General features: G+C 69.7%; 24 protein-coding genes and 1 tRNA gene. 12 read left to right on the top strand and 13 right to left on the bottom strand.

Annotated elements, in window-relative coordinates; translation table 11 throughout:
* From GCL84_RS15600 to GCL84_RS15610, 3 genes are all read right to left on the bottom strand, one after another.
* Positions 1–937 (bottom strand): WXG100-like domain-containing protein (locus tag GCL84_RS15600; RefSeq protein WP_456236902.1); only part of this gene is annotated, 937 nt, incomplete at its 3' end.
* Between the two features lie 10 nt (positions 938–947).
* Positions 948–1271 (bottom strand): WXG100 family type VII secretion target, encoded by a 324-nt coding sequence (locus tag GCL84_RS15605; RefSeq protein WP_235926293.1) that lies wholly within the window; start codon positions 1269–1271, stop codon positions 948–950.
* A 2-nt stretch (positions 1272–1273) separates the two neighbouring features.
* Positions 1274–1753 (bottom strand): YbaB/EbfC family nucleoid-associated protein, encoded by a 480-nt coding sequence (locus tag GCL84_RS15610; RefSeq protein ID WP_156756199.1) that lies wholly within the window; start codon positions 1751–1753, stop codon positions 1274–1276.
* A 99-nt stretch (positions 1754–1852) separates the two neighbouring features.
* Here GCL84_RS15610 and GCL84_RS30050 point away from each other — a divergent pair, with 99 nt between their 5' ends.
* Entirely contained in the window at positions 1853–2371 is a 519-nt protein-coding gene (locus GCL84_RS30050; protein WP_156756200.1) for a three-helix bundle dimerization domain-containing protein, read from the top strand.
* 252 nt (positions 2372–2623) lie between these two features.
* Here the strand turns inward: GCL84_RS30050 and GCL84_RS15625 are convergent, their stop codons facing one another.
* Positions 2624–2941 carry a DUF4394 domain-containing protein gene (locus GCL84_RS15625; protein WP_197523279.1) on the bottom strand — a complete coding sequence of 106 codons (318 nt, stop codon included), beginning with the start codon at positions 2939–2941 and terminating at the stop codon, positions 2624–2626.
* 300 nt (positions 2942–3241) lie between these two features.
* On the opposite strand from GCL84_RS15625, the gene GCL84_RS15630 reads away from it, so the two are divergent.
* Positions 3242–4303: a methyltransferase domain-containing protein gene (locus tag GCL84_RS15630; protein ID WP_235926294.1), complete on the top strand. Its 1062-nt coding sequence runs from the start codon at positions 3242–3244 to the stop codon at positions 4301–4303.
* A 102-nt stretch (positions 4304–4405) separates the two neighbouring features.
* Positions 4406–4729, top strand: coding sequence for a hypothetical protein (locus GCL84_RS15635; protein WP_156756203.1), 324 nt, complete (start codon positions 4406–4408; stop codon positions 4727–4729).
* Positions 4730–4860: 131 nt separating this feature from the next.
* Here GCL84_RS15635 and GCL84_RS15640 read toward each other — a convergent pair whose 3' ends face one another.
* The 4 genes from GCL84_RS15640 to GCL84_RS15655 all read right to left on the bottom strand — a co-directional run bounded on the left by GCL84_RS15640 (position 4861) and on the right by GCL84_RS15655 (position 8387).
* A complete protein-coding gene (locus GCL84_RS15640; RefSeq protein WP_235926296.1) occupies positions 4861–5118 on the bottom strand; it encodes a PASTA domain-containing protein in 258 nt (85 codons plus the stop codon).
* Between the two features lie 224 nt (positions 5119–5342).
* Positions 5343–6401: an alpha/beta hydrolase gene (locus GCL84_RS15645; RefSeq protein ID WP_156756204.1), complete on the bottom strand. Its 1059-nt coding sequence runs from the start codon at positions 6399–6401 to the stop codon at positions 5343–5345.
* 214 nt (positions 6402–6615) lie between these two features.
* Entirely contained in the window at positions 6616–7440 is an 825-nt protein-coding gene (locus GCL84_RS15650; protein ID WP_156756205.1) for a DUF72 domain-containing protein, read from the bottom strand.
* Between the two features lie 377 nt (positions 7441–7817).
* Entirely contained in the window at positions 7818–8387 is a 570-nt protein-coding gene (locus GCL84_RS15655) for a hypothetical protein (protein ID WP_156756206.1), read from the bottom strand.
* Between the two features lie 525 nt (positions 8388–8912).
* On the opposite strand from GCL84_RS15655, the gene GCL84_RS15660 reads away from it, so the two are divergent.
* From GCL84_RS15660 to GCL84_RS15675, 4 genes are all read left to right on the top strand, one after another.
* Positions 8913–9248, top strand: coding sequence for a PadR family transcriptional regulator (locus tag GCL84_RS15660; protein ID WP_235926297.1), 336 nt, complete (start codon positions 8913–8915; stop codon positions 9246–9248).
* Positions 9245–10120, top strand: coding sequence for a hypothetical protein (locus tag GCL84_RS15665; RefSeq protein WP_156756207.1), 876 nt, complete (start codon positions 9245–9247; stop codon positions 10118–10120). The genes GCL84_RS15660 and GCL84_RS15665 overlap by 4 nt, the downstream gene beginning before the upstream one ends.
* A gap of 126 nt (positions 10121–10246) precedes the next feature.
* Positions 10247–11068, top strand: a complete 822-nt coding sequence (locus tag GCL84_RS30055; RefSeq protein ID WP_235926299.1) for a helix-turn-helix domain-containing protein — start codon at positions 10247–10249, stop codon at positions 11066–11068.
* 342 nt (positions 11069–11410) lie between these two features.
* A complete protein-coding gene (locus GCL84_RS15675; RefSeq protein ID WP_156756208.1) occupies positions 11411–11560 on the top strand; it encodes a hypothetical protein in 150 nt (49 codons plus the stop codon).
* Positions 11561–11587: 27 nt separating this feature from the next.
* On the opposite strand, the gene GCL84_RS15680 is transcribed toward GCL84_RS15675, so the two are convergent.
* Both GCL84_RS15680 and GCL84_RS15685 read right to left on the bottom strand, forming a co-directional pair.
* Positions 11588–12241, bottom strand: a complete 654-nt coding sequence (locus tag GCL84_RS15680) for a hypothetical protein (protein WP_156756209.1) — start codon at positions 12239–12241, stop codon at positions 11588–11590.
* Positions 12242–12311: 70 nt separating this feature from the next.
* Entirely contained in the window at positions 12312–13268 is a 957-nt protein-coding gene (locus GCL84_RS15685) for a CPBP family intramembrane glutamic endopeptidase (RefSeq protein ID WP_197523280.1), read from the bottom strand.
* A 176-nt stretch (positions 13269–13444) separates the two neighbouring features.
* Between GCL84_RS15685 and GCL84_RS15690 the strand changes: the two genes are divergently transcribed.
* On the top strand, positions 13445–14044 hold the full coding sequence (locus GCL84_RS15690) for a helix-turn-helix domain-containing protein (protein ID WP_156756211.1): 600 nt from the start codon (positions 13445–13447) through the stop codon (positions 14042–14044).
* Between the two features lie 628 nt (positions 14045–14672).
* Here the strand turns inward: GCL84_RS15690 and GCL84_RS15695 are convergent.
* The gene (locus GCL84_RS15695) at positions 14673–16103 is read right to left on the bottom strand and encodes an alpha/beta hydrolase (RefSeq protein ID WP_197523281.1); all 1431 of its coding nucleotides are present in this window, start codon (positions 16101–16103) and stop codon (positions 14673–14675) included.
* Positions 16104–16389: 286 nt separating this feature from the next.
* Here GCL84_RS15695 and GCL84_RS15700 point away from each other — a divergent pair, with 286 nt between their 5' ends.
* The gene (locus GCL84_RS15700; RefSeq protein ID WP_235926301.1) at positions 16390–17547 is read left to right on the top strand and encodes a sensor histidine kinase; all 1158 of its coding nucleotides are present in this window, start codon (positions 16390–16392) and stop codon (positions 17545–17547) included.
* Positions 17544–18239: a response regulator transcription factor gene (locus tag GCL84_RS15705; protein WP_407924395.1), complete on the top strand. Its 696-nt coding sequence runs from the start codon at positions 17544–17546 to the stop codon at positions 18237–18239. Before GCL84_RS15700 ends, GCL84_RS15705 begins: the two co-directional genes overlap by 4 nt.
* Positions 18240–18516: 277 nt before the next feature.
* On the opposite strand, the gene GCL84_RS15710 is transcribed toward GCL84_RS15705, so the two are convergent.
* Positions 18517–18590, bottom strand: a tRNA-Leu gene (locus tag GCL84_RS15710).
* A 151-nt stretch (positions 18591–18741) separates the two neighbouring features.
* On the opposite strand from GCL84_RS15710, the gene GCL84_RS15715 reads away from it, so the two are divergent.
* Complete coding sequence (locus tag GCL84_RS15715; protein WP_156756214.1) at positions 18742–19347, top strand: ANTAR domain-containing response regulator; 606 nt, start codon at positions 18742–18744, stop codon at positions 19345–19347.
* On the opposite strand, the gene GCL84_RS15720 is transcribed toward GCL84_RS15715, so the two are convergent.
* Positions 19340–19537, bottom strand: coding sequence for a hypothetical protein (locus GCL84_RS15720; protein ID WP_156756215.1), 198 nt, complete (start codon positions 19535–19537; stop codon positions 19340–19342). The genes GCL84_RS15715 and GCL84_RS15720 overlap by 8 nt on opposite strands.
* Positions 19538–20256: 719 nt before the next feature.
* On the opposite strand from GCL84_RS15720, the gene GCL84_RS15725 reads away from it, so the two are divergent.
* A complete protein-coding gene (locus GCL84_RS15725) occupies positions 20257–21489 on the top strand; it encodes a branched-chain amino acid ABC transporter substrate-binding protein (protein ID WP_156756216.1) in 1233 nt (410 codons plus the stop codon).
* Positions 21490–21536 lie beyond the last annotated feature (47 nt).

The raw sequence follows: 21536 nt of genomic DNA on the forward strand, positions 1-21536 counted from the left end.
GGGAGGAGGTGGGGTCTGGGGGCGCTGGGGTCAGGCCGTCTCGCACTCGGCCTGCGCCGCCGTCCACAGCGCCGCTGGTCGCTCCGGTGAGGACGTCGCGGATGGTGAGTTTGTCCAGGTCGCCGGTGACGGCTGCTTGGGCGACGGTGGAGGCGACGCCTTCGGTGGCGCCCCGGACGGCGCCGCGGGCGGCATCGTCGGCGATATGGCGGCCGAGGGTGTCTGAGGCGCCTCGGGTGACGTTCCTGGGGATGGCGTCGGAGACCACGCCGATGGCGCCGTCGACCGCGCCGCTGATGGTGGCGTCCTTGGTCTTGTCCCAGTCCCAGCTCTTGCGGTCGCCGGAGAGCACCTGGAGGCCCTGGATGCCCACGTCGAGGGCGATGCTCTGCAGCACCTCGGCCAGGACGCGCTTGACGACCTCTTGGGCGACCTTCTTGAAGCCCTGCTGCATGAGCTTCTGCAGTAGCTGGCGGAAGAGCTGCTGCACGACGACGCGGGTGGCCAACTGCGCGGGCACGATGCCCGCGGTGGACGCGCCGAAGGTGCACCACGCGGTCGCCAGCATGGCGGCGATCGAGATCGCCAGCATGACCAGGGACGCGATGATCATGTACTTCGTGTACTCGACGTCCAGCGCGGTGGCGTCGGCCGAGTCACCGAGGGCCTGGCAGGCCTTGGCCAACGCGGTGAAGTAGGCGTCGTCGCCCTCGACGAACTTCTTCCACAGCTCCTCGAAGTTGTGCGCGGCCTCCCCGGCCCACGACCCCAGCGCCTCCTGGGCGCCCTGGTCCGCCGTCTGCGACACCCCCGGGATCGCCTTGGCCGCGGCGTGCCACGCGTCGCGCAGGTGCCGCAGCTTGTCCTCGTCGCCCTCCGGCCAGCTCTCCCCGACGACGATGGGCAGCAGCCACTTGACCTCGTCGGGAACCTCCATCCCCACGGTGCTAGTCCCCGCCCCCGAAACTCGATGTCGCCGTGTGCTCGGTGTCCTCGTAGGCCCGGGCGGTGTCCAGGAGACCCTGGTGGACGTTGCGCAGCCCCTCGGCGACAGCGCCCAGCCCCCGCTGGGTGCCGTCGGCGCCGGGCACGTAGTCCTTGGCGAACTCCTGCCCGGACTCGTCGCCGCCCCAGCACTCGCCCACCGCCGACAGCGCGTTCTCCAGCGCCGAGGCGACGCCCGCCAACTGCTCGGCCGCGGCGGAGAAGCGCGCCGCCGCCCGCGTCGCGACATCCGGCTGGATGTCGATCCTGCCCCCAGGCGCGACCACCGCTACCGCCGCCGCAGCCAGCTGTCGGGGGCCTCGTCGTCGTCAACCCGCGGCTCGGCCGCGGCGGTCGCGGTGGGCACCGGGATGTCGGCCATGAGCCCCCGCAGCGACGGCGCGTCGTCGAACAGGTCGCCGAAGTCGGGCAGCCCACCGCTGACCGGCGTCATCAGGTCGGACACCTGCTGGCGCACCTGCGCGGCCCCCTGCCTGGCCAGCTCCAGCACCGTCCTGGCCAGCGCCTCCGGCGTCGACCGGTCGAACGCCGACGGCGCGAGGTCCAGCGCGCTCAGCGCCCCCGACGAGTCCACGCTCACGCGCACCAACCCGTCCTTGGACGTCAGCGACGCGCTGGCCCGGGAAGCCGCCTCCTGTGCCTCCCGCAACGCCTCCGTCTGCCGCCGGAACGTGTCCAGCAGCCCGTCCACCTGCTCCTTCGCGGCCGTGTTGCGCGCACGCAAACGGTCGAGGTCTTCCTCCGCCATTCAGTCCCCCTAAGACTCCCCCTTGGCCGAGCTCGAGAACCATACCGCGACCGCCGGACAGGTGGGCGCGGTTGTCCACAACCCCTGCGAGAGCAGCCGATGAGCGGATTCTGGCTGCCCGATTCGCGGTCGAGGCGGCGAGCGACGCCACGCTGGCGTGAGCCGCCGCACTGGTTCGTTCCGAGGGCGCTGCGCGGCAAGGAGCCGCAGCGCGACCTCATGTTCGCCGTCGTGGGCGCGGTCGCTGACGGAGTCGCGCACCACGGCAACGACAGCCCGGCCGAAGGCCGCCACCCGGCAGCGCGGATCGACAGCGCCAGGCTTGGCTGGTGGCACAAGGGGGCCACACCGCGCGGGCCTGTTTGGGGTGTGCTGGATCACGGGTACGAACTAGGCATGGACTCGTCGCACACGATGGAGAACATGTCCGCGAACGTCGACAAGCAGCTCCACCAGGTGGAGGGCAGACTCGTCGAGCGGTTCGGCCCGGAGCGCGCCGACGACGTCCGCTCGGCGCTCTCGGCGGAGCGCGACCGGTTCGACGGGGCGAGGGTGACCGCGTTCGTCCCGATCCTCATCGAGCGACACGCCAGACGGCGGCTCGAGCGACAGGGCTGAGCACCGGAGGACGCCGGGGCCCGACCTGGCCCCGGCGTCGTCCTCGGGTCATTTGACGACCGCGACGCCTATCGGCGTGGTGCGCAGGTGGGAGACCACCGAGAGCCTGCGTAACCAGGTCGACGCGGTCGAGGACACCGGGCGCTGAGCAGGTCGATTTTGCCGACGGTGCCCCCAATGGCGCCGTTGTCCGGGTTCAGCCGCAGGTTGCGGCCGCGGTCGGTCACTAGGCGGATACGGTCCACCGAGGGACTAAGTCCAGGCCCACGGCCTCGCCGGAGGGCGCGACAGGCGCGCCCACGGCCAAGGCTTGCCGCTGCTGGCATCCACTGTGTACAGCTGGCCCTTCACGCAGATGGCGTAGACGCCGCCGGTGGCAGGCCGCACGTCCATTCCCACCAGCCTGTCGCCCGCCGCGAGCCCGGTGACCCGGACCCGGCGCTCGACCTTGCCGAGTCGGTCGCCGTCGTGCCTGCTCAACACCCCGTCGGCGCCGAGCACCAGTAGGTCCGGCCCCTTTTCGGTGGCCGCCGCCCCGGCCTCGGCGATCGTGGCGATGAGGCCCCTCATCGAGGTGCGCGTGGTTCTCGTTCGGTCGGTGACAGACGGGCCAGGCGATCGCCCTGCGACAGCCCTGGCTTCGCTACCAGCTCTCGCCCACCCCCGCATCGCGCCCGTGGAGCCAGTCTCCGTCACGGCCCAATCGGGGGACCTGCGCGTCACCGCCGACCTGATCGCTCACACGTGGGGCCCCGAGATCAAGCTGATGGGCTCCGACTTCACCCCGGCCCCCTCCGCGTCCCCGCCCGCCACGTCGATATCGTGCGGTTCCGCGCTTGGCATCTCCGCCGACGGAAGGGACAAGGGGCAGTGGCTGTGCGTCTGCTGGCGAGGACCCTGCGCGGGCTGGAGGACGTCGCCGCCGGGGAACTGGCCGAGCGCGGCCTCGGCGAGGTCCAGAGCAGCCGCCACCGCGAGGTGTGGTTCACCGCCGCCCGCCCGGACCCCCGCCTGCTGGACCTGCGCACGGTCGACGACCTGTTCCTGCTGGCCCGCGTGCTGGAGGACGTCGGGCACACCAAGGCGGAGCTGGGCAAGTTCACCGAGGCAGCCCGATCCCTCGACCTGGACGCCCTGCTGCGACGACGACTCGGGTGCGGCGGCCCACCCGGCGCGACCGGCGTGGACGTCGCCGCGTCCTTCCTGGGCAAACGCAACTACAACCGCTACGACGTCGAAGACGCCATCGGCCCCGAGATCGCGACCGCGATCGGCCTGCCCTATCACTCCCGACGCGGTGGCCAGGCACCACCACCGCGCACACTGTCGTTCCGCGTCACCATCGAAGGCGACCGCGCCACACTGGCCCTCCGCATCGGCGACCAGCCACTGCACCGCAGGAGCTACAAGCAGACCTCCACACCGGGCACCCTGCACCCCCCGCTGGCCGCCGCCATGGCACTGCTGGCAGGCATCACCCCCACCGACACCGTGCTCGACCCCTGCTGTGGCACCGGCACGATCATCATCGAGATCGCGGCCCTGACCCCCGACGCCCGCCTGCTCGGCGCCGACCACGACCCCCGCCCCCTGTCCGCGGCCACGGCCAACGCCGCCCTGACCGCCACCACGGCCACCTGGGTGCGGTCCGACGCGGCAAGGTTGCCCCTCGGCCTGGGGACGGTCGACCGGGTTGTCAGCAACCCGCCCTGGGACCGCCAGGTGCCCGCCCAGGCCGCGCTGGCGGCGCGTCCGGACCGGCTCTTCCGGGAGATTCGGCGGGTGCTGGCCGGTACGGGACCGGTGGTGTTGCTGCTGCACGAGGCCGAGGCCCAGCTCGCCTCAGCGGCGTCCGCTGGTCTGCGGGTCCACGACCTGCGCCCGCTGAGCCTGTTCGGCGCCCACCCGTCGATCGTGACGCTCACCGCGTAGCCGAGCCGGTCGACACGAACGTCGTCGGCGGCGCGACGAACGGCAGGTTTCGCGAGGCGGTTTCCGAGGCACTCCTCCTGTATCGGCACGGGAGGAGTCATCGTGATCGCAATGGAGCGGCAGGACTCAGGCGCGGCGGTCGTGCGGGTGGTGGGAACCGGGGTGGACCTGGTCGACGCGGCCGCGGTGCTCGACCCCGGCGACGTGCTGGTGGTGAACCTGGTCAGAGGGCCCGTTGGCGCGCGGACGGCGAGGGATGTGCTCGACGCGGCTGAGGTGTTGGCTAAGCGGGGAATCGCCCTTGTGGTGGCGGCGCGGGGTGAGCTAGCGGAGGTTTTGGAACGGCGAGGGGCCCTGGTGAGGTCGTCCGTCGCTGAGGCGGCTGGCGCGGCTATGGGGGCAGTGAGCGGGACCATCGCAGCGTGAGGGAGTGAAACGCAGGCCCGCAGGCGGGTGAGGTGGGTCTGGCGGGCTGGCGCGGCCACCTCGGTGGTGCTGACGGTCGGGCCCGCTGTCCACCGAGCCTTTCCACTGTGTTCAGCCGGTCCCAGGCAGGGTTACTCGTTGAGCTTCTTGGCGCTGAGCGTGATGGTCGTGGTGCAGTCGACGACTTGACCCGCTGCGACGCTCTGGGCGGTTGTGCGCCAGTTGCGGTCCAGGGCCAGGATGCGGCCCTGCCCGGTCGCGTCCTCCTCAAGCAGGATGTAGAGACCTGCGGCCTGCATGGCGTCCTGGGCGTTCTGGTGGACCATGCCCACCACGTTCGGGACAGTGCACGTCGTCGGCGCGTCGACCGGGCCCGGGGGCGCGGTCACCGTGGTGAGCGCGCAAGGTGATTCTCCCTGTTGTGGTTCACAGGGCCAGTCGCCGCGTTGCTGATCTTCGTTACCGGGAGTGGTCAGGGATCGGACTCGGCGCGCATCACCTCGTCAGCGGCGGGTCCACGAACGCCATCGCAACACCACTGGGTGCACGATCACGACGTCCTGGGGTTCGCGGAGCAACGAGCCCGCTCCGCGAACCCCGGGTCGGGTTGTGACTAGCTCGTGGCCAGGCCCGGGGCCACCAGGGCCATGAAGTGGTCCATGTCCGCCTGCAGGCACGGGGTCGAGCTGTGCTTGCCCGTGCAGCCCGGCGCCCACGCCGACCCGTCGCCGTAGTTGACGAAGGTGTGGGGGATACCGGCGTTGGTGAGGAACGACGAGGTCACCGCGGCGGTCGCGAGGGCGCGGTTCTCGATGACGGCCTGGACCGGGTTGACGGTCAGGTCCGCACCGTCACCGGAGTACATGGCCACCCCCATGCCGCGCAGCGGCTCGACGTTCTGAGCCGGGCTCTTGGCGTTCCACGTGACGTCGAGCGGCCAGACGGGCGCGCCGAAGATGGCGTCCGGGGCCACCGTCGGGGTGCCGTACGCGGCCAGTTGGGTGGTGCTGACCACGGCGGCGCGCATCTCCTGGTTGAGCAGGTCCAGGCCGCCGGAGAAGCTGCCGACGTAGCTGAACAGCTCGGGGCGCTGCTCGGCGTAGTGGAACGCGCCGAAGCCGCCCATCGAGTGCCCGGAGATGACCCGGCCCTGGCGCGTGGCCACGGTCGACAGGTTCGCGTCGATGAACGGGATCATCTGGTCGAGGTGGAAGTTCTGCCAGTTCTGCGGGGCCAGCGACCCGGGGAACTTCCAGTTGGTGTACCAGCTCCGGCCGCCGCCGTTCGGGGTGACGGTGATGACCGGGATGTCCTCGGTGGAGTTCTCGGCCAGCGTCCAGTTCCGCGAAGCCTGGGGCTGGTCACCGCCGCCGTGCAGCGTGTAGTGCACCGGGTAGTTGACGGCCGGGTCGTAGTCGACGGGCAGGGTGACCAGGACGACGTGCTCGCCGGACACCTGACCCGGCAGCACCTGGTAGGTCGGGACCTCGGGGGTCGTCACCGTGAAGGTGAACGACCGCTCACTGCCCTGCACCCACGTCGGACCGTCGATCACGGTCAGCCCCTGACCGCTTGTGAGCGTGGGCAGGGTGGTCTCCGCCTGCGCGGCAGGTGCGCTGACCCCTGCCAGCACGACCACTGCCGTTGCGACGAGCGATGCTGTGCGTCTCATGTGCGTTGTCCTCATTTTCCCTGGTGGTGTCCCGCGACCCTAGTGCCGAACGCCGGTCGCCCAACCGCCGTTGGCCGCGTCCGGCCATACCTGAGACCGCGTCGATAATCCGGTCGAGCGCACCAGGCAGACCACCCCGCCGGAATGCCGTAAACGCTCGATGCATTACTGCCAGGCTTTCAGTGATTGCCTGCCGCAGTGATCGCGATACCGCTCAGAACAGGGTCGCGGGCTCAACCGGCTCGGGCTCGGGCAGTGCGTCGAGGCCGGGCACGAGCGCCCGCACATCGTCGTGGAACCGGCGGGCGAGCGCGGGCGCGTCGTCGTTGTCGGGGGTGTGCAAGAAAACCGTCGGCGACCGGCCCTCGCGCAACCATCCGGCGACCACCGCGGTCCACGGCCGCCACCCCTCGACCGTCTCTTCAACCGAGTCCCGCCCCAGGTACCGGACGATCGGCTGATCGGTCAGCGCCCGCGTCCGCCGTGGCAGCCGCGGCTTCTTGGCCCAGGCGTCCTGCGCGGCCTCGCTGGTCGGCGGGCTCTGGAAGAAGACCGTGGTGTCGAACGGCACCCACTCGGCACCCGCGCCAGCGAGCGCCCCCTCCAGCAGCGACGTCGAGCGGGCGTCGGTGAAGTACCCGGGATGGCGCACCTCCACCGCACGCCTGCGGTCAGCGGGGAGCCTGCGCAGAAACCGGCCGAGGACGTCGACGTCCGAGGGGCCGAATGAGCCGGGCAGTTGGGTCCACAGGACCGCCCGCTCCCCGAGGGGCTCGATCGCGTCCAGGAACGCCCGCATCTCGGCCTCGACACCGACCAACCGGCGCTCGTGCGTGACGACCTTGGGCAGCTTGACCACGAACCGGAAGCCGGGACCGGTCTGCTGAGCCCAAGTCTCGACGGTCTTCCGGGCGGGGGTCGCGTAGAAGGTGGTGTTGCCCTCAACCGCGTCGCACCAACCGGCATAGGCCCGCAGACGCTCCTTGGCAGGCAGCGACTGCGGCAGGAACCGCCCGGCCCACGCCTTGTGGGTCCACATCGCGCAACCGACACGAAGACGCGCCACTCCGTCAGCTCCCTTCGATCATGGGCAAAGATAGCTCGTCGACGATATGGCGGCAGCCGAACATCCGCCGCTGCTCACGCACAAGAGCGAACCGCACGGGCGAACCAGTGCCTCTGTGCCCCGCAAGACACCAACCGAACAGGACTGACCTGGGGATTGCGTCGCGCAAACTATGCCGACCTCGTAGGGGGCGAGGTGTGACCTGCGAAAACGCTGCATGTCGTCGGGCCCGGAGGGTGTCCTCTCTGCGGTCGCCCTCTCGGAGCAGAAGTACGTTCGTACAGGTCTCGGAAACTTCGACCCTCGACAACGGTCGTATCGCCGTGCCTGGCCAGCCGCTTCCGGACCGGCTACTTCTTGGTCCAAACTGTGGCGTGGGCCCGGATTTCGCTGCCCGAGGTGAGCACTTCGAGCCGGAAGATCCGGCCTTCGGGCGTGCGGCCACAGACGATACTGCCCTTGACCAGGTCGTCCACCTGGTTGAAGCCAGCCTCCGACACCTGCGCGGCGCACTGCTCCTTGTCCGGCGAACCCGACCCCGGCCACTCTGCCAAGACGTGTTTCCCGGTCACGTAAAGCATCTCGCCAGCGAGCGCCTGGATCTTCTCCGACTCGACCTTGCGCGGTGGGACGGAGTCCAGGTTCCACTCGCCGAAGATGATTTCCTCGTCGAGCTGGACGCCCGCTGGCAGCGGTTTTGCCTGGGTCGTCTGCTGCGCGGCTTGAGCTGTGCTTGTGCCGCTGGTCGTGGACACGGCGGTCGCGGTGGTGACCGCCGTTGGCGTCGTCTCGGCGCCCGTCCCCTTGTCCACCAGAAACACGGCCAGGCCGACCAGCGCCGTGATCAGCGCGGCGATCGCACTAATCATGCCGGCGCTGTCCTTGAACCGGCCGCCGCGCTGAGACTCGTTGTTCGCCACGGCGGGTGAGTGTACTGGTTCGCTGCGTGACGCACGGGCGGTTCGCCGGGATCTGCTCGGGGGACCGCCAGGATACGGGCGGACCTGCCGGGTGGGTCGTCAGAACAGTAGGCCAAGCCCGTTCCGGAGGCGTGACGAGTCGCTGGATGGCTGATGCGGTCCAGCCTGGGCGGACGGTTCTGGTTCGGGGACCTGCCCAAGGCGGACCTGGGCGCGGGCCTCCAGTCGACGTCGACGGCGTCGAACTGGGGGCGGCCCGACTCGGCCACCGGGTCAAGTGTGCGCGGAAACTGCGGCTTCCGTGATAGTTGACCACTGCTGGTAGTGCTTCTTTCCGGTGTGGTTGATCGTTGGCCTTGGTGCCTCGCTTGGCGACGGTTCAAGGCGGTGTGGGGTGTCGGGGTGGTCGGGCGGGCGGAGCGGTGTTGTGCCGCGTTGGGCATGGTGCATGTCCTGGGTGGTGGCGCGGCGCGACTCGCGAAGGGTGGCTTGCGGATGGGCCGATGATCGGTATATACCGTTCCTGTGACCAACGCTTTGCGGGAACCCACGTTCCTGATACTCACCGCGCTTGCCGAGGAGCCCCGGCATGGCTACGGGATCCTGCGTGATGTCGAGCAGATCTCCGGGGGGCGGGTGCGGCTGCGGGCGGGCACCCTCTACACCGCGCTTGACCGGTTGACCTCGGACGAGTGGGTGGCCGTCGATCGGGAAGAGGTGGTCGACAGCAGGCTCAGGCGGTACTACCGCCTGACCGACTCGGGGGCGGCCAGGCTGGCGGAGGAGATCAAACGGGTGCGAGCCACTACCCGTGTCGCGGAAACACGTCTGCGTGCACGGCTCATCGGAGGAACGGCGTGAGCGAACTCGAGAAGCGGTACCAGCGGCTGCTGAGCCTCTACCCGCGGGACCACCGCGAACAGCACGGCGACGAGATGCTCGGCGTGCTGATCGCCGACGCGGGTGACCGGACAGCCCCAGGCTGGCGGGACACCGCCGACCTGCTGTGGGGCGCGTTCCGGTTGCACGTACGGCGTCTGCTCGCGGCCGACGTGCTGGCGATCGTCAGCCTGCTCGGCCCGATCGCGGTCCTGGCGGGTGCGGCCACGAGCCTGCACGAGCTGGCCTGGTGGGTTCAGGCGGGCTCGGTGCCGCGGTTCGAGCAGCTCCCCGACGCGCCGGTGTGGTTCGTCTGGCTCGGGGTCGCGATCCTTGCCATGGCCGGGAAACGCAGGGCGGCCGCGATTGGCGCCTGGGTGGCCACCGCTGGGCTGATCGTGGTCCTCCAGCTGCCGTTCGCGGGCTGGCAGTGGTTCACGGACAAGGCGGGCTGGGTGCTGCTCAGCGCGGTCACGGCTTTCGCGCTCTCCATGTCGGACGGGCGCAAGGCCCGGGGCTGGCCCGCGATCGGCACCATGGCCGCGACGGTCCTGGTGATCGTGGGGCTCGGGGTATTCGGCCACCGGGACGAGATCGCCGAGTACGCGGCGCTCGCCGTCCTGTTCGCCGGTGCGGTGCTGGCCGCCGGCATCAGGTCCGCCACCGGATGGCGGGCCGCGCTGGTGCTCTCGACGCCGGTCGCGACCGCGTTGCTCGCCCGGCTCGTGCACGCCGTGCACGACGGGCCGATCAACGACACGGTCTCCACGCTGATCTTCTTCGGCGCACCGCTGGTGTTCCTGGTCGCCATCGGCGGGCTGGTGCGACTGCCCCGGCGCACGAGCGTCAGCTAGTGGCGCGTCTCGGAGGGTTGATCCGGTAATCGGTCCTGTGGGGTGATCGGTCAGGCTGGTCCCGCATGTCGAGTGCGGGAGGTGGTCGTGGCTCGTCGACCGAGCGTGTTCGTGAGGCACTTGTCGATGGAGGAGGGCCGGAAGCTTCAGCGGGTCACCAGGACCGCGAAGTACCCGGTGCGGTTGCGGCGGGCCGCCGTGGTGCTGATGTCCGGCCAGGGCCAGGCGGTCCGGGACATCACCTCGTTGATGCAGGTCAGTGAGGATTGCGTGCGGGATGTGATCCACGCGTTCAACGAGCGGGGGTTCGCGGCGCTGGACCCAGAATGGAGCGGCGGGCGGAGTCGGACGATCGGTGAGGCGATCCGTGAACGGATCTGCCTGATCGCCCGGACCTCGCCCGCCGACTGGGGCATCACCGCGTTTTCCACCTGGTCGCTGGCGAGGCTGCGCGAGCACCTGCTCGATCGCGGCACCGTCGCCACGGTCAGCCGGGAAACGCTGCGGCGCGTCCTGCGCGACGCCAGCGTTTCCTGGCAGGCCACCACCACCTGGAAAGCGTCCACCGACCCGGACTTTCTCGCGAAGATGCACCGGATCCTCGACCTCTACGACCACCCTCCCCACAACGGACGCGTAATCTGCCTGGACGAGTTCGGTCCCCTGAACCTGGTGCCACGCAAGGCAAAGGCCTGGCGACCCGCCGCGCCGATTACGGGCCACCTACAACCGTCGGCACGGCGTGATGCACATGCTCGCCGCGCTGGACCTGGCCACCGGGAAGATCCTCTACCGGATCCGCCGCCGCAAACGGCACCGCGAGTCCCTCGACCTGCTCAAAGCCCTCCGCGCCCGCTGGCCCGGTCAAAAGCTCTACCCGGTCATGGACAACTTCTCCCCGCATCGACCCGCAATTGGGCCGCCGACAACGACGCCGAGTTGGGCTGATTTGGCGGAACCGAGCGTCAATTGTGTGCGTGCACGTTTGATCGGGAAGGGTGGGTTAAGGATGGCGGTTGGACGGGATTCAGTGTCGAGGATTGGGCGTCCACGGATCGTTGCTCTGGCGTATCCCGGGAGCGAAGGTGATGTCCCTGGCTCGGGGTTTCCGTTCGGGATGCCGTTGGCGTTGCAGGGCAAAGAGGTGCGGGTTGCGTGGGGTGAGTCGGACCTCGACGGAGGAGCATCAGGACCCGTGGCAGTCGTTGATGCGCCAGTTGGAGCGGGCCGAGGTTCCGGTTTTGGCGTCGAATGAGCCGATCATGATGGCCGTACGGCTACCGGGCGAAGGTGCTGAGGCATCCGAACGCGGCGAAGGCCGAGAAGGGTTTGACGAAGCCGGATGGTGGTTGCGGTGAGGCGGTGGCCTTGATGGCCCAGTGGCGTCATCACGAGGGGCTTGGGTTCGACGCGATCGCTCAGCGCCTCAACGCCCAGTGACCAGCCACAAAGTTTCCGGTCAACGATCTAGGTGCCAGCGCCGCTGTCGAGGAGCCAGTGGTAGCGCATGCGCATCGCGCGCTCGACGGCGGCGACCGCGGCGCCGACACCGAGTGTCAGGTTGAGCCACGGCGGCAGCCGCAACGGCGACTCGAACGTGCCCAGCGTGGCGGCGATCGACGGGATCTGGGAGATCGGTTCTGCGATCTGCAGCAGGTTCAATCCGACGCCGACGAGCAGCATCAGGATCGAGACGGCGCCGATGAGCCCGCTCGCGGCGGGATGCTCGCGCGCAAAGCGCATGCGTCGTCCCTCGGCGGATCGCGGGTCGGGCACGAGACGCTGCACCGTGCCGTCGTCGCCGACGAAGTGGCAGCGGCGCATGCCTGCCTCGCTCTTGTGGACCTCGATGTGACCGCCCGCGACCGGGAAGCGCGCGGGCAGCTTCGACTCCAGCCGGAGGCGGCCGTCGAGGTAGAGCCCGGCTCGCACCACGCCCGACTGGGCGTCCCCGCCATGCTTGACCTCGACCGTGTGCACGACCGGACGTCCGTGGACCGGGAGGGTGATCGACAACACCGAGCGCCGCACCATCTGCCACCAGCGGAAGGGCTTGAGCGCCCGCCCGTCGCCCGGCTTCGCACGCTTGGCCAGCCTGCGTTCGTTCCAGCTCGCGCTCATTGCCCCTGATCCTCTCCGCGGTCGGCCGCGCTGTGTCGAGTGGCTCGCTGCCGCCGATTCCGACGGGGTGTCACCGCTCGTCCGATGTCGTGCTGGCGAGCGTGCCAACCTTCGGCCCGCCTGCGCGCGTACCGCGTGTCGGCCCCCCGTTCCCGGGTGTGCGCGCGGGGTGGGTCCTGCGGGTCATCCACCAGACGATGGCGGTGATGACGACCAGCGTCGTGCTGGGGACGAGGTTCGCCCACGAACCGACCGCCTCCGACCGGGCCGCGAGCTCGGCGCCCACGTCGACGTGCAGGGTCGTGCCGAGCACGAGGAACGACACGTTGTAGACGCCGTGCAGGACGACCGCGACTTCCAGTCCGCCCGTGCGCCAGGTGACGACCGCCATCGACGAGAACAGCACGAGGTAGGAGGCGAACAGGAACGGGTCGAGCGTTCCGTGCGCGAGCGAGAACAGCACGGTCGTCACGACGATGCCGAGGACCGCGCCGGACCGGGCCCCGCGGGTCCAGCCCCCGAGCACACGAAACATCAGGCCACGGAACCCGTACTCCTCTCCCGCCGCGCCGAGAGGGGTCAGCAGCATTCCGATAGCGAAGAACCAGACCAGGTCAGCGGTCGTCCACGGAGCGGGGTCGCTGCCACCCAGCGACCCAACCGCGATCACGAGCAGGAGGGGCGGGCCGAACACCAGCAGCGCGCGGCCGAGGACGCCGAACCGGAACCGCCCCGCCACCGAGTGCAGCGACCTCGCGGGCACGCCGTAGAGCACACGCTGCACCAGCATGCTGTACGGGATCAACGCGGCCAGCGCCAGCGCACCCGCGGCCTGACGTAGCGGCGTCGAGGGCCCGGAACGTGCGAACAGTTCGGCGTCGACGACCTCCGAGAGACGTTGGAACAGGACCGCGAACCCGACGAACCCGGCCACCAGCAGCACGATCGCGACAATCCCGCGCAGGACGCGTCGCTTCTCGGTCGCGTAGACCCGGTGGTACTCGAGGCCCGCGGGCACCGCGGGCATCCACACGGGGCGGTCACCTCGTAAGAGCCAGGGACTGTGGTCGGTGACCGTCATTGTCTACTCCTCGTCGTCCTGATGTGTGACCGTCTAGGGCTATCACACTGTGCTAGTTTCTTCACAGTAGCACAGTGTGCTAATAAGGGTCGGAGCGACCGCCGGATGAAGTGAGCGAACCGATGCCACACAACACGCGAGACAAGATCCTGATTGCCGCGGCGACCATGCTCGGCGAGGATCCGACGGCCAGGCTGAGCGTGCGCGCGGTCGCCGCACGCGCCGATGTGAGCACTGGGTCGCTGCGACACTTCTTCCCGACGCAGCGGGAGCTGCTCGACACCGTGGTCGCAGGCATCTACGACGTCGACCTGCCCGACGACCCGATGCAGGACACCGCGCGCACTCCTGACAAACGGCTCGTGGCGTGCCTGCGGCTGCTGATGTCGCAGGTGGGGACGGGCGATCAGGCACGCGAATACTGGCGCGCGCAGCACGACGCCTACATCGCATCACCCCCCTCCGAGGGCGCCACCCATGCTTTCCTGGCCCTCGAACGCCTTGCCGTGCACCGCATCGAGAAGTGGTTGGCCGTCCTCCACGAGGAGGGCGCGCTCGCCCCCGGCGCGCTCGAACACCAGGCCCGCTTCCTTCTCACCGTCGTCACCGGCCTGCTGACCGAACGTGCACTTCCCGGCGACCAGGCACGGCTCGAGTTGGAGGCGCACACGCTCGCGACCGCCGCCTCGGCCGTGCTCCAGCCGGCGTCGGATCCCGTCTGACGCCCCCGGCGGTGCCTAATGACACGATCCGGACAAGAAGACCCTGTCAGCAACAGGCGTTGAGCAGAGAGCCGTCCACAGCCATCGCCGCCTCGAACCGGGCCAGCTCCTCCTGGGCCGGCGCCCTCATGCGAGTTCCCGACCCGGGAGAAGTGGCGGGCGCTTGCGCCTCCCTCGGATGCGCGGCCCGCCACCGCTGGCCGACAGGGTGGCATCGGCTTGTGGTGGCGCGTGATGATCAGCCCAATCCCGGCATCCCGATCGAGCAGCTACCCGTCACCAGAACTCTCACACCCCGTACACCCCCGGTCTGATGCACACGACAATGCTGACTACGCCCGCGACCTCTTGAGCGGAGCGTGCAGCACCACCGCGACAGCGCTTCTCCGACCAGCCGATCGAACAACGCCCAGTTCACCGCCGCGTCCCTTTCGCCGGTCGAACCACCCGCTCAAGGACACACGCCACCCGGCAAGCGGAATGGCAGTGAGAAGAGCGGACCAGCACGGGGCCTCGACGAAACTGAAACGCCCGGACGGGCGCGTTCAGCCCGTCGAGGCCGCGCGCTGAGCGCTCTATTGGTCACACTGCGTTCTCCGCGCTGCGGCACGGAAGACCGGCAAGTGGGTCACAGGACGCAGCGGGCGCCCCCGGGCGGTGTCTTCAGATCGACCAGGTAGCCGAGCGCGATGTCGTTGATGCAGGCGTTTTCACCGGTCAGTGAGACGCCGTGCTGCGCGCCGTCCACGGTCAGCAGGCTGCCGCCGAGCGCTTCGGCCAGGTCGACCCCTGCCTGGTACGGAGTGGCGACATCCCCGGTGGTCGACACCGTCAGCGTCGGAGGCACGCCTGCGACGTCGTCGGAGAGCCAGGGGCGGGTCCTGGACGGCGGCTTCGGCCATGCCGCGCACAGGTGGTGGGCCTGCCGCACCGGCCTGCCGTTGTCCATGAACGGTGCCGCTTCGCGCATCCGGCGGTTCGCCTCGGTCTGCTCGGCCGGTGTGCGGCGGGGCCAGTCCATGCACCGAGTCGCGAGGTAGCTGTCGCCGGTACCGTTGTAGGTGCCGTCCGGTTGGCGGCCTGCCATCTGGTCGCGCAGCGCGAGCAGGGTGTCGCCCCTGCCCGCGGCCAGCTCGGTGAGCCCGTCGATGAGTCGGGGAACCAGAGCCTTGGCGCGCATCCCGGCCAGCACAGCGAGGACGGCGTCGTTGTGGCCGAGGCCGCGGCCGTCGGCGGTCCGCGCGGGCCGGTCGATCAATGGCCGCGCCAACGCCTGGAACCTCTCGGTCGCGCGAGCCGGATCGGTCCCCAGTGGACAGTTGGCGTCCTGTGCGCATTCCTCGGCCAGTCGGTCGAAGCCCTTCTGGCTTGCCGCGGCCTGCGCGGTGTGCAGCTCGTCGCGGGTTGTGTCGGGGGCGACCGCACCGTCGAGGACCAGTGCCCGCACGTTCTCCGGGAACGTCTCCGCGTAGACTCCGCCCAGTTCGGTCCCGTAGCTCAAGCCGAAGTAAGTCAGCTTCTCGTCGCCGAGGGCGGCCCGCAGCACGTCCATGTCCCGCGCGATCTCCCTGGTGCTGACACTGGTGAGCGCGCCCTCGCCGCCCGCGCTCTCCGCGCACCGCCGCATGATTTCCCTGGCATGCTGTCCGCTGGTGGCGCTGTCGACGTCCATCGGGTTGTCGATGCCCGCGGCGCGAGCTTCGTTGTCGGCATCGGAGAAGCAGTCCAACTGGGGCCACGAGGCGCCAACACCGCGGGGGTCGAACCCGATGATGTCGAACCGCTGCCCGAGCGCTCCTTCGGTCCACAGCGGATTCGTCGAGGCCATGGTGGCGACGAAGTTCATCCCCGAGCCGCCGGGGCCACCCGGGTTGACCAGCAGCGACCCGATCTTCTCGCCACTGGCTGGGACCCGCAGCAGGGCGACCTCACCGCGAGCCCCGCCCGGGTTGTCGTAGTCCACGGGGACCTGCACCCGCGCGCAGTCCAGGCGCTCGTTCGCGAACAGCTTCTCGTCGACGGGCGTCGTCGCGAAAGGACCGCACGGTTCGAACGTCACCTGCTGGTTGTGAAATTTGGTCAGGTCCGGTGGTGGCGCGCCGGGCGGGGGTGGTGTGGTGCAGGCGCCCGTGAAGGCCAGCGACGCGGCTCCCACGACCAGCAATCTTGAGCGCGTACGGAACACAGGAACTCCTTGGTAGAGGTGCATTTGCCGCATTGACGCTAGGACCGCCGGTCGCGCCGGCGGATCCGTCGCCGGGCTCGGACCGCCCAACCGAAGTCGGAGCCGCACCTCCGTCTTCGGTGGGAGGCGGCGGGGCGGAGGCCTGTCTAGGCTCGACACTGTGAACGACACAGCGGATAGCGGGCGCCGGGACCGGGTCGCCGACGGTGGGTTGTTCGTGTTCGCGGTCCTGGCCGGGATCGCACTGGTGCTCTTCCGGCGGGAGATCGGGCCGATGGTGCCCGGCTGGATCATGACCGCCGACATCGTCGCCGGGGCGCTCGGCTGCCTCGCGCTCTGGTGGCGACGCCGTTACCCGGTGGTGCTGGCCATCGTGCTGGTGCTGCTGACCACCTTCTCCGAGACTGCCTCAGTCGCGGCGCTGGTTCTGTTGTTCACCGTGGCGCTCCGCCGCTCGACGTGGGCGGTCGTGCTGCTCGCCGTGGGCAGCGTGCTCACCCACACGGTTTATCAGGTGGTGCGGCCGGAACCCATGCTGTCGACGTGGATGTTCGTCTCGTGGATCCTGCTGGTGCACGTCGCTGTCGTCGCGGGGGGTCTGCTGCGGCGCGGCCGCCGCCAGCTTGTCGCGTCGCTGCGCGAACGGGCCGTGGCCGCCGAGGTCGAAGCTCGGCTGCGCACCGAGCACGCCAGGCTCGAAGCCCGTGAGGCACTGGCCAGGGAGATGCACGACGTGCTCGGCCACCGGCTGTCCCTGCTCGCCATCAACGCGGGCGCCCTGGCCTACCACCGCGCCGCCACGGCCGAGGACGCCCGGCGGGCCGCGGAACTGATCCGGGAGAGCGCCCACCGCGCGCTCCAGGACCTGCGCGAGGTCATCTCGGTGCTGCGCGCGCCAGACGGTGATGTGCCGCTGCCCGGCGTCACCGACATCGCCGAACTCGTCGAGGAGACCACCCGCTCCGGCGCCGACGTGCGGTTGCGCGACGAACCGGGCGTGAGCACGGGCGCCCTCGCGGTGCCCGCAGCGGTGAGCCGCACCCTGTACCGATTCGTGCAAGAAGGCCTGACCAACGCGCGCAAGCACGCCCCTGCCGCCCCGGTCGCCGTCACGATCACCGCCGAACCCGGCGCGCACCTGAGCGCGGAGGTCGTCAACGAGGCGCCACCCGGGCATCCCGTGGCAGCGCCGCCCGGCTCCGGGGCGGGCCTGCGCGGCCTGGCCGAACGGGTCACGCTCCTCGGCGGCGACCTCCAGCACGGCCCCACCCGCACCGGCGGCTGGCGGCTGGAAGTCCGGCTACCGTGGCCGACGTGACTAACGAGGCGCCTGGCGGCGACCGCACCATCGACGTGCTCATCGCCGACGACGACCCGGTCGTGCGCTTCGGGCTGACCATGATGCTGGGTGGCGCCCCCGATCTGCGGGTGGTCGCCGAGGCGACCGACGGCGCGGAGGCGATCGAGCTGGCCTGCCGCCACGCCCCCGACGTGGTCCTGATGGACATCCGCATGCCCGGCACCGACGGCATCACTGCCACCGAGACCCTCCTCGCCCGCGACGACGCGCCCAAGGTGGTCGTGCTCACCACTTTCGACTCCGACGCCCACGTACTGCGCGCTCTGCGCGCGGGCGCGGCAGGGTTCCTGCTCAAGGAAACCCCGCCGGAGGAACTCGTCGTCGCCATCCGCCAGGCCGCAGAGGGACGGCCCGTGCTCTCACCCGAGGTCACCCGCCGTCTCATCGACCGCGTCGCAGGCGCGGGCCCCGGACGCGACGCTCGCGCCGAAGCCGCGCGCAAGCGCCTGGACTCTCTCGCCCCGCGGGAACGCACCGTGGCCATCGATGTCGGCGCCGGGCGCTCCAACGCCGAGATCGCCGCCCGCCACCACCTGGGCCTGGCCACCGTCAAAACGCACGTCTCGGCCATCCTCACCAAGCTGGACCTCGACAACCGCGTCCACATCGCACTGCTCGTCCACGACGCCGACCTCGATCCCCAAGCGTGAGCCGACCGCTCCCAGAACGCGCGCTCATGCCGCGAGGCGCTCGAATCGGAGATCGCGGGCACCTGTGGACACCCACCCGTCCCACCGAGCGGACGTCAAGTTCGACACGTGCCCATTTAGCGCGGGCGGCCGGGCCACCGAAGCGGCCAACGCGAGGCCGTAACCCCGGTACGAGACCAACGGGAATGGCTCCGACCTGGGGATTGGCGGTCGCGCCTCCACGCTGACCGCGCAGGAGGAACAGGACCGACCTGGGGAAACGCTTGATCATAGCCGGTGCCCCCGGTGCGACTCGAACGCACACTGGACGGATTTTGAGTCCGCTGCCTCTGCCGATTGGGCTACGGGGGCCTAGGCGGACCAGGATACGGGATGGGGCGATCTTGGGTCGCGCGGGGGAGCGGTGTAGGCGCGATCACGTCTTCGAGGCGGTGGCGGTGAGGGGGCTGGCTGTAAGCTGCAAGCTCCGATTTCGCAGGCACCAACCCCCAGGAGGACCCGGGTGAGCGACCTGGCTGCCGAGGCCCAGTCCGGCCCCGCACCCCGCCGTGTTCTCGTCGCCGAGGACGAGGCGTTGATCCGCCTCGACCTGGTGGAGATGCTGCGGGAAGAGGGATATGAGGTCGCGGGGGAGGCCGGGGACGGGGAGCAGGCGGTGAAGTTGGCTGGGGAGTTGCGGCCCGATCTGGTGATCCTCGACGTGAAGATGCCGAAGATGGATGGGATCGAGGCGGCGACCTCGATCGCCAAGGAGCGGATCGCGCCGGTGGTGATGCTCACCGCCTTCTCGCAGCGGGACCTGGTGGAGCGGGCTCGGGACGCGGGGGCGATGGCGTACCTGGTGAAGCCGTTCGCCAAGCACGACCTGGTGCCTGCGATCGAGTTGGCGGTGAGCCGGTTCTCGGAGCTGCAGGCCCTGGAGAACGAGGTGGCGGGGCTCAACGAGCGGCTGGAGACGCGCAAGGTCATCGAGCGGGCCAAGGGGCTGCTGATGACCAAGCAGGCGCTGTCCGAGCCGGAGGCGTTCCGCTGGATCCAGCGCACGGCGATGGACCGGCGGACGACCATGAAGGCGGTCGCCGAGGCTGTCGTGGAGAACATCACCTGAGTTCGGAGTCGGTCGCTCCGTCGTCTACTCCGGACACGGTGCGGTGGGCCTCGTGCCTGTCTGGGGGCGGGATCGCCCTGGTGGGTAGTTCGAGCTGGGCGGTGATCACGGCTTTGCCCTGGGCGGCGGTGGGGTGAAACACGGGGTAGAAGGTGTGTCCCATCTGGGTGGGGACGGGGAGGTCGGTCACAACCGCACCATCGACCAGTGCGGGTACGGGCGGGCTGGGCAGCGCAGATGAGTTCCTGCCCGAGTCGCACATCCAGCGTGCCCGGGTCGAGCCCGCCGCTCACGGTCGGCGGCTCCGCGAAACCGGCCCGATGCCGTCGTGCTCAGCGAACCCCGCCTCCGGGTCTGTGACCACCGCCAGGTGAACCCCGTGCCCTGCGCCTGTCGGCGTATTGGCTCGGGCCAATCGGAGCACGTCGGGTTCGGGAATGGCGGAAAGGCCCGCGGGCGCTGGTCAGGTTCAGGCAATGCGACGAATTCCCAGTGATAGCGAGACGTCGCCCGTTCAAGCGGATTCGGCTGACTGTTTCCGCCATCGCCGCCGCGTAGGACGAGGTCCGCGCCGACCGGCAAGATCGCGTCCGCGGTCCAGACAACGGCTCCACCACCCCATGTGGACCCGTGCCTGGCCTGCGGGAGAACGTCAAGTGGCGGGACCTGCGGGCGGTCACGCTGCGTGCGGGACTAATGACGCTTTCCGGTCCGCGGGAGATGTGAATTTACCGTTTCACCTGGCGACGTACAGATGGCGGTCTTTCTGTTGCAGTCTGATCACGAGCTTCCAGCGCGCGTGACTCGGATGCTTTTGGTCACTACCTTCCGCCCCAGCCCTACAACAGATATGGGCTTCGCCCGGTTCGGCACTCGCCTCGACCGGGCGGTTCGGAGAAGGGACGCAACGTGCGGAACCAGACGATGAAGGCCTCGGCGCTCGTGGCCGCGGGCGCGCTGCTGCTCACGGCGTGCGGCACGAACAAGACCGAGTCGGGTGGCACCGCGGGCGGCGGCAACGCGAACTGCGACACGAGCAAGGGCACGCTGGTCGTCGGCGTCATCGCTCCGCTCAGCGGCGAGCTGTCCGCCCTCGGCCTCGGCATCAAGAACTCCGCTGACCTGGCGGTCAGGGAGGCCAACGACAAGTGCGCGGTCCCGGGCTACAAGATCGCCCTGGACGCCCAGGACGACCAGAAGAACCCGCAGCAGGGCGCGCAGGCCGCGACCAAGCTGTCGCAGGACGACAACCTGCTCGGTGTCGTCGGCACGCTGAACTCCTCGGTCTCCCTGGCGGTGGCGCCGATCCTGTCGCAGAACAAGATCGTGCAGGTCTCCCCGGCCAACACGAGCGACTCGCTGACCAAGGGTGAGGACCTCAACGCGCCCAAGCGCCAGTTCCCGACCTATTTCCGCACCTGCACCGTCGACTCGCTGCAGGGCCCGTTCGCGGCGGATTTCCTGGTCGGCGAGCAGTCCAAGAAGAAGATCGCGATCGTCACCGACGGCCTGACCTACGGTGAGGGCCTCGCGGCCGAGTTCGCCAAGAAGGCCGAGGCGCTCGGCGCCCAGATCGTCACCCGCCAGAAGATCGGTGAGAAGGACACCGACTTCTCCAGCGTCATCGCGGCCATCAAGCCCTCGGCCCCCGACGCGCTGTACTTCGGCGGCCAGTACCCGCAGGCCGGCCCGATGTCCAAGCAGCTCAAGGACGCCGGTCTGGACATCCCGGTCATGGGCGGCGACGGCATCTTCGACGACAAGTTCATGAGCCTGGGCGGCAAGGACGGCGACTACGCGACCTCCGTCGGCGCGCCGACCGACTCGCTCGAGAGCGCCAAGACCTTCATCGAGGCCTACAACAAGGCCGGTTTCCAGGACGGGTACAGCGCGTACGGCGCGTTCTCCTACGACGCGACGAACGCCATCATCGGCGCGGCCGTCACCACCATCAACGGCGGCGAGTGGAGCACCGACAAGCGCGAGGACCTGGTCGCCTCGGTGGCCAAGTACAACGCCCAGGGCGCGACCGGCGCCATCACCTTCGACGAGTTCGGCGACAGCACGAACAAGGTGCTGACGGTCTACAGCGTGTCGGGCGGCGAGTGGGTCCCGGCCAAGACCGGCACCTACGAGGGCTGACCTGACGACCGCATAACCGGCTCAGGCGGACCGGACTGACACACGGC

This window comes from Actinokineospora pegani, assembly GCF_009745975.1.
GTDB classification, from domain to species: Bacteria; Actinomycetota; Actinomycetes; order Mycobacteriales; family Pseudonocardiaceae; genus Actinokineospora; species Actinokineospora pegani.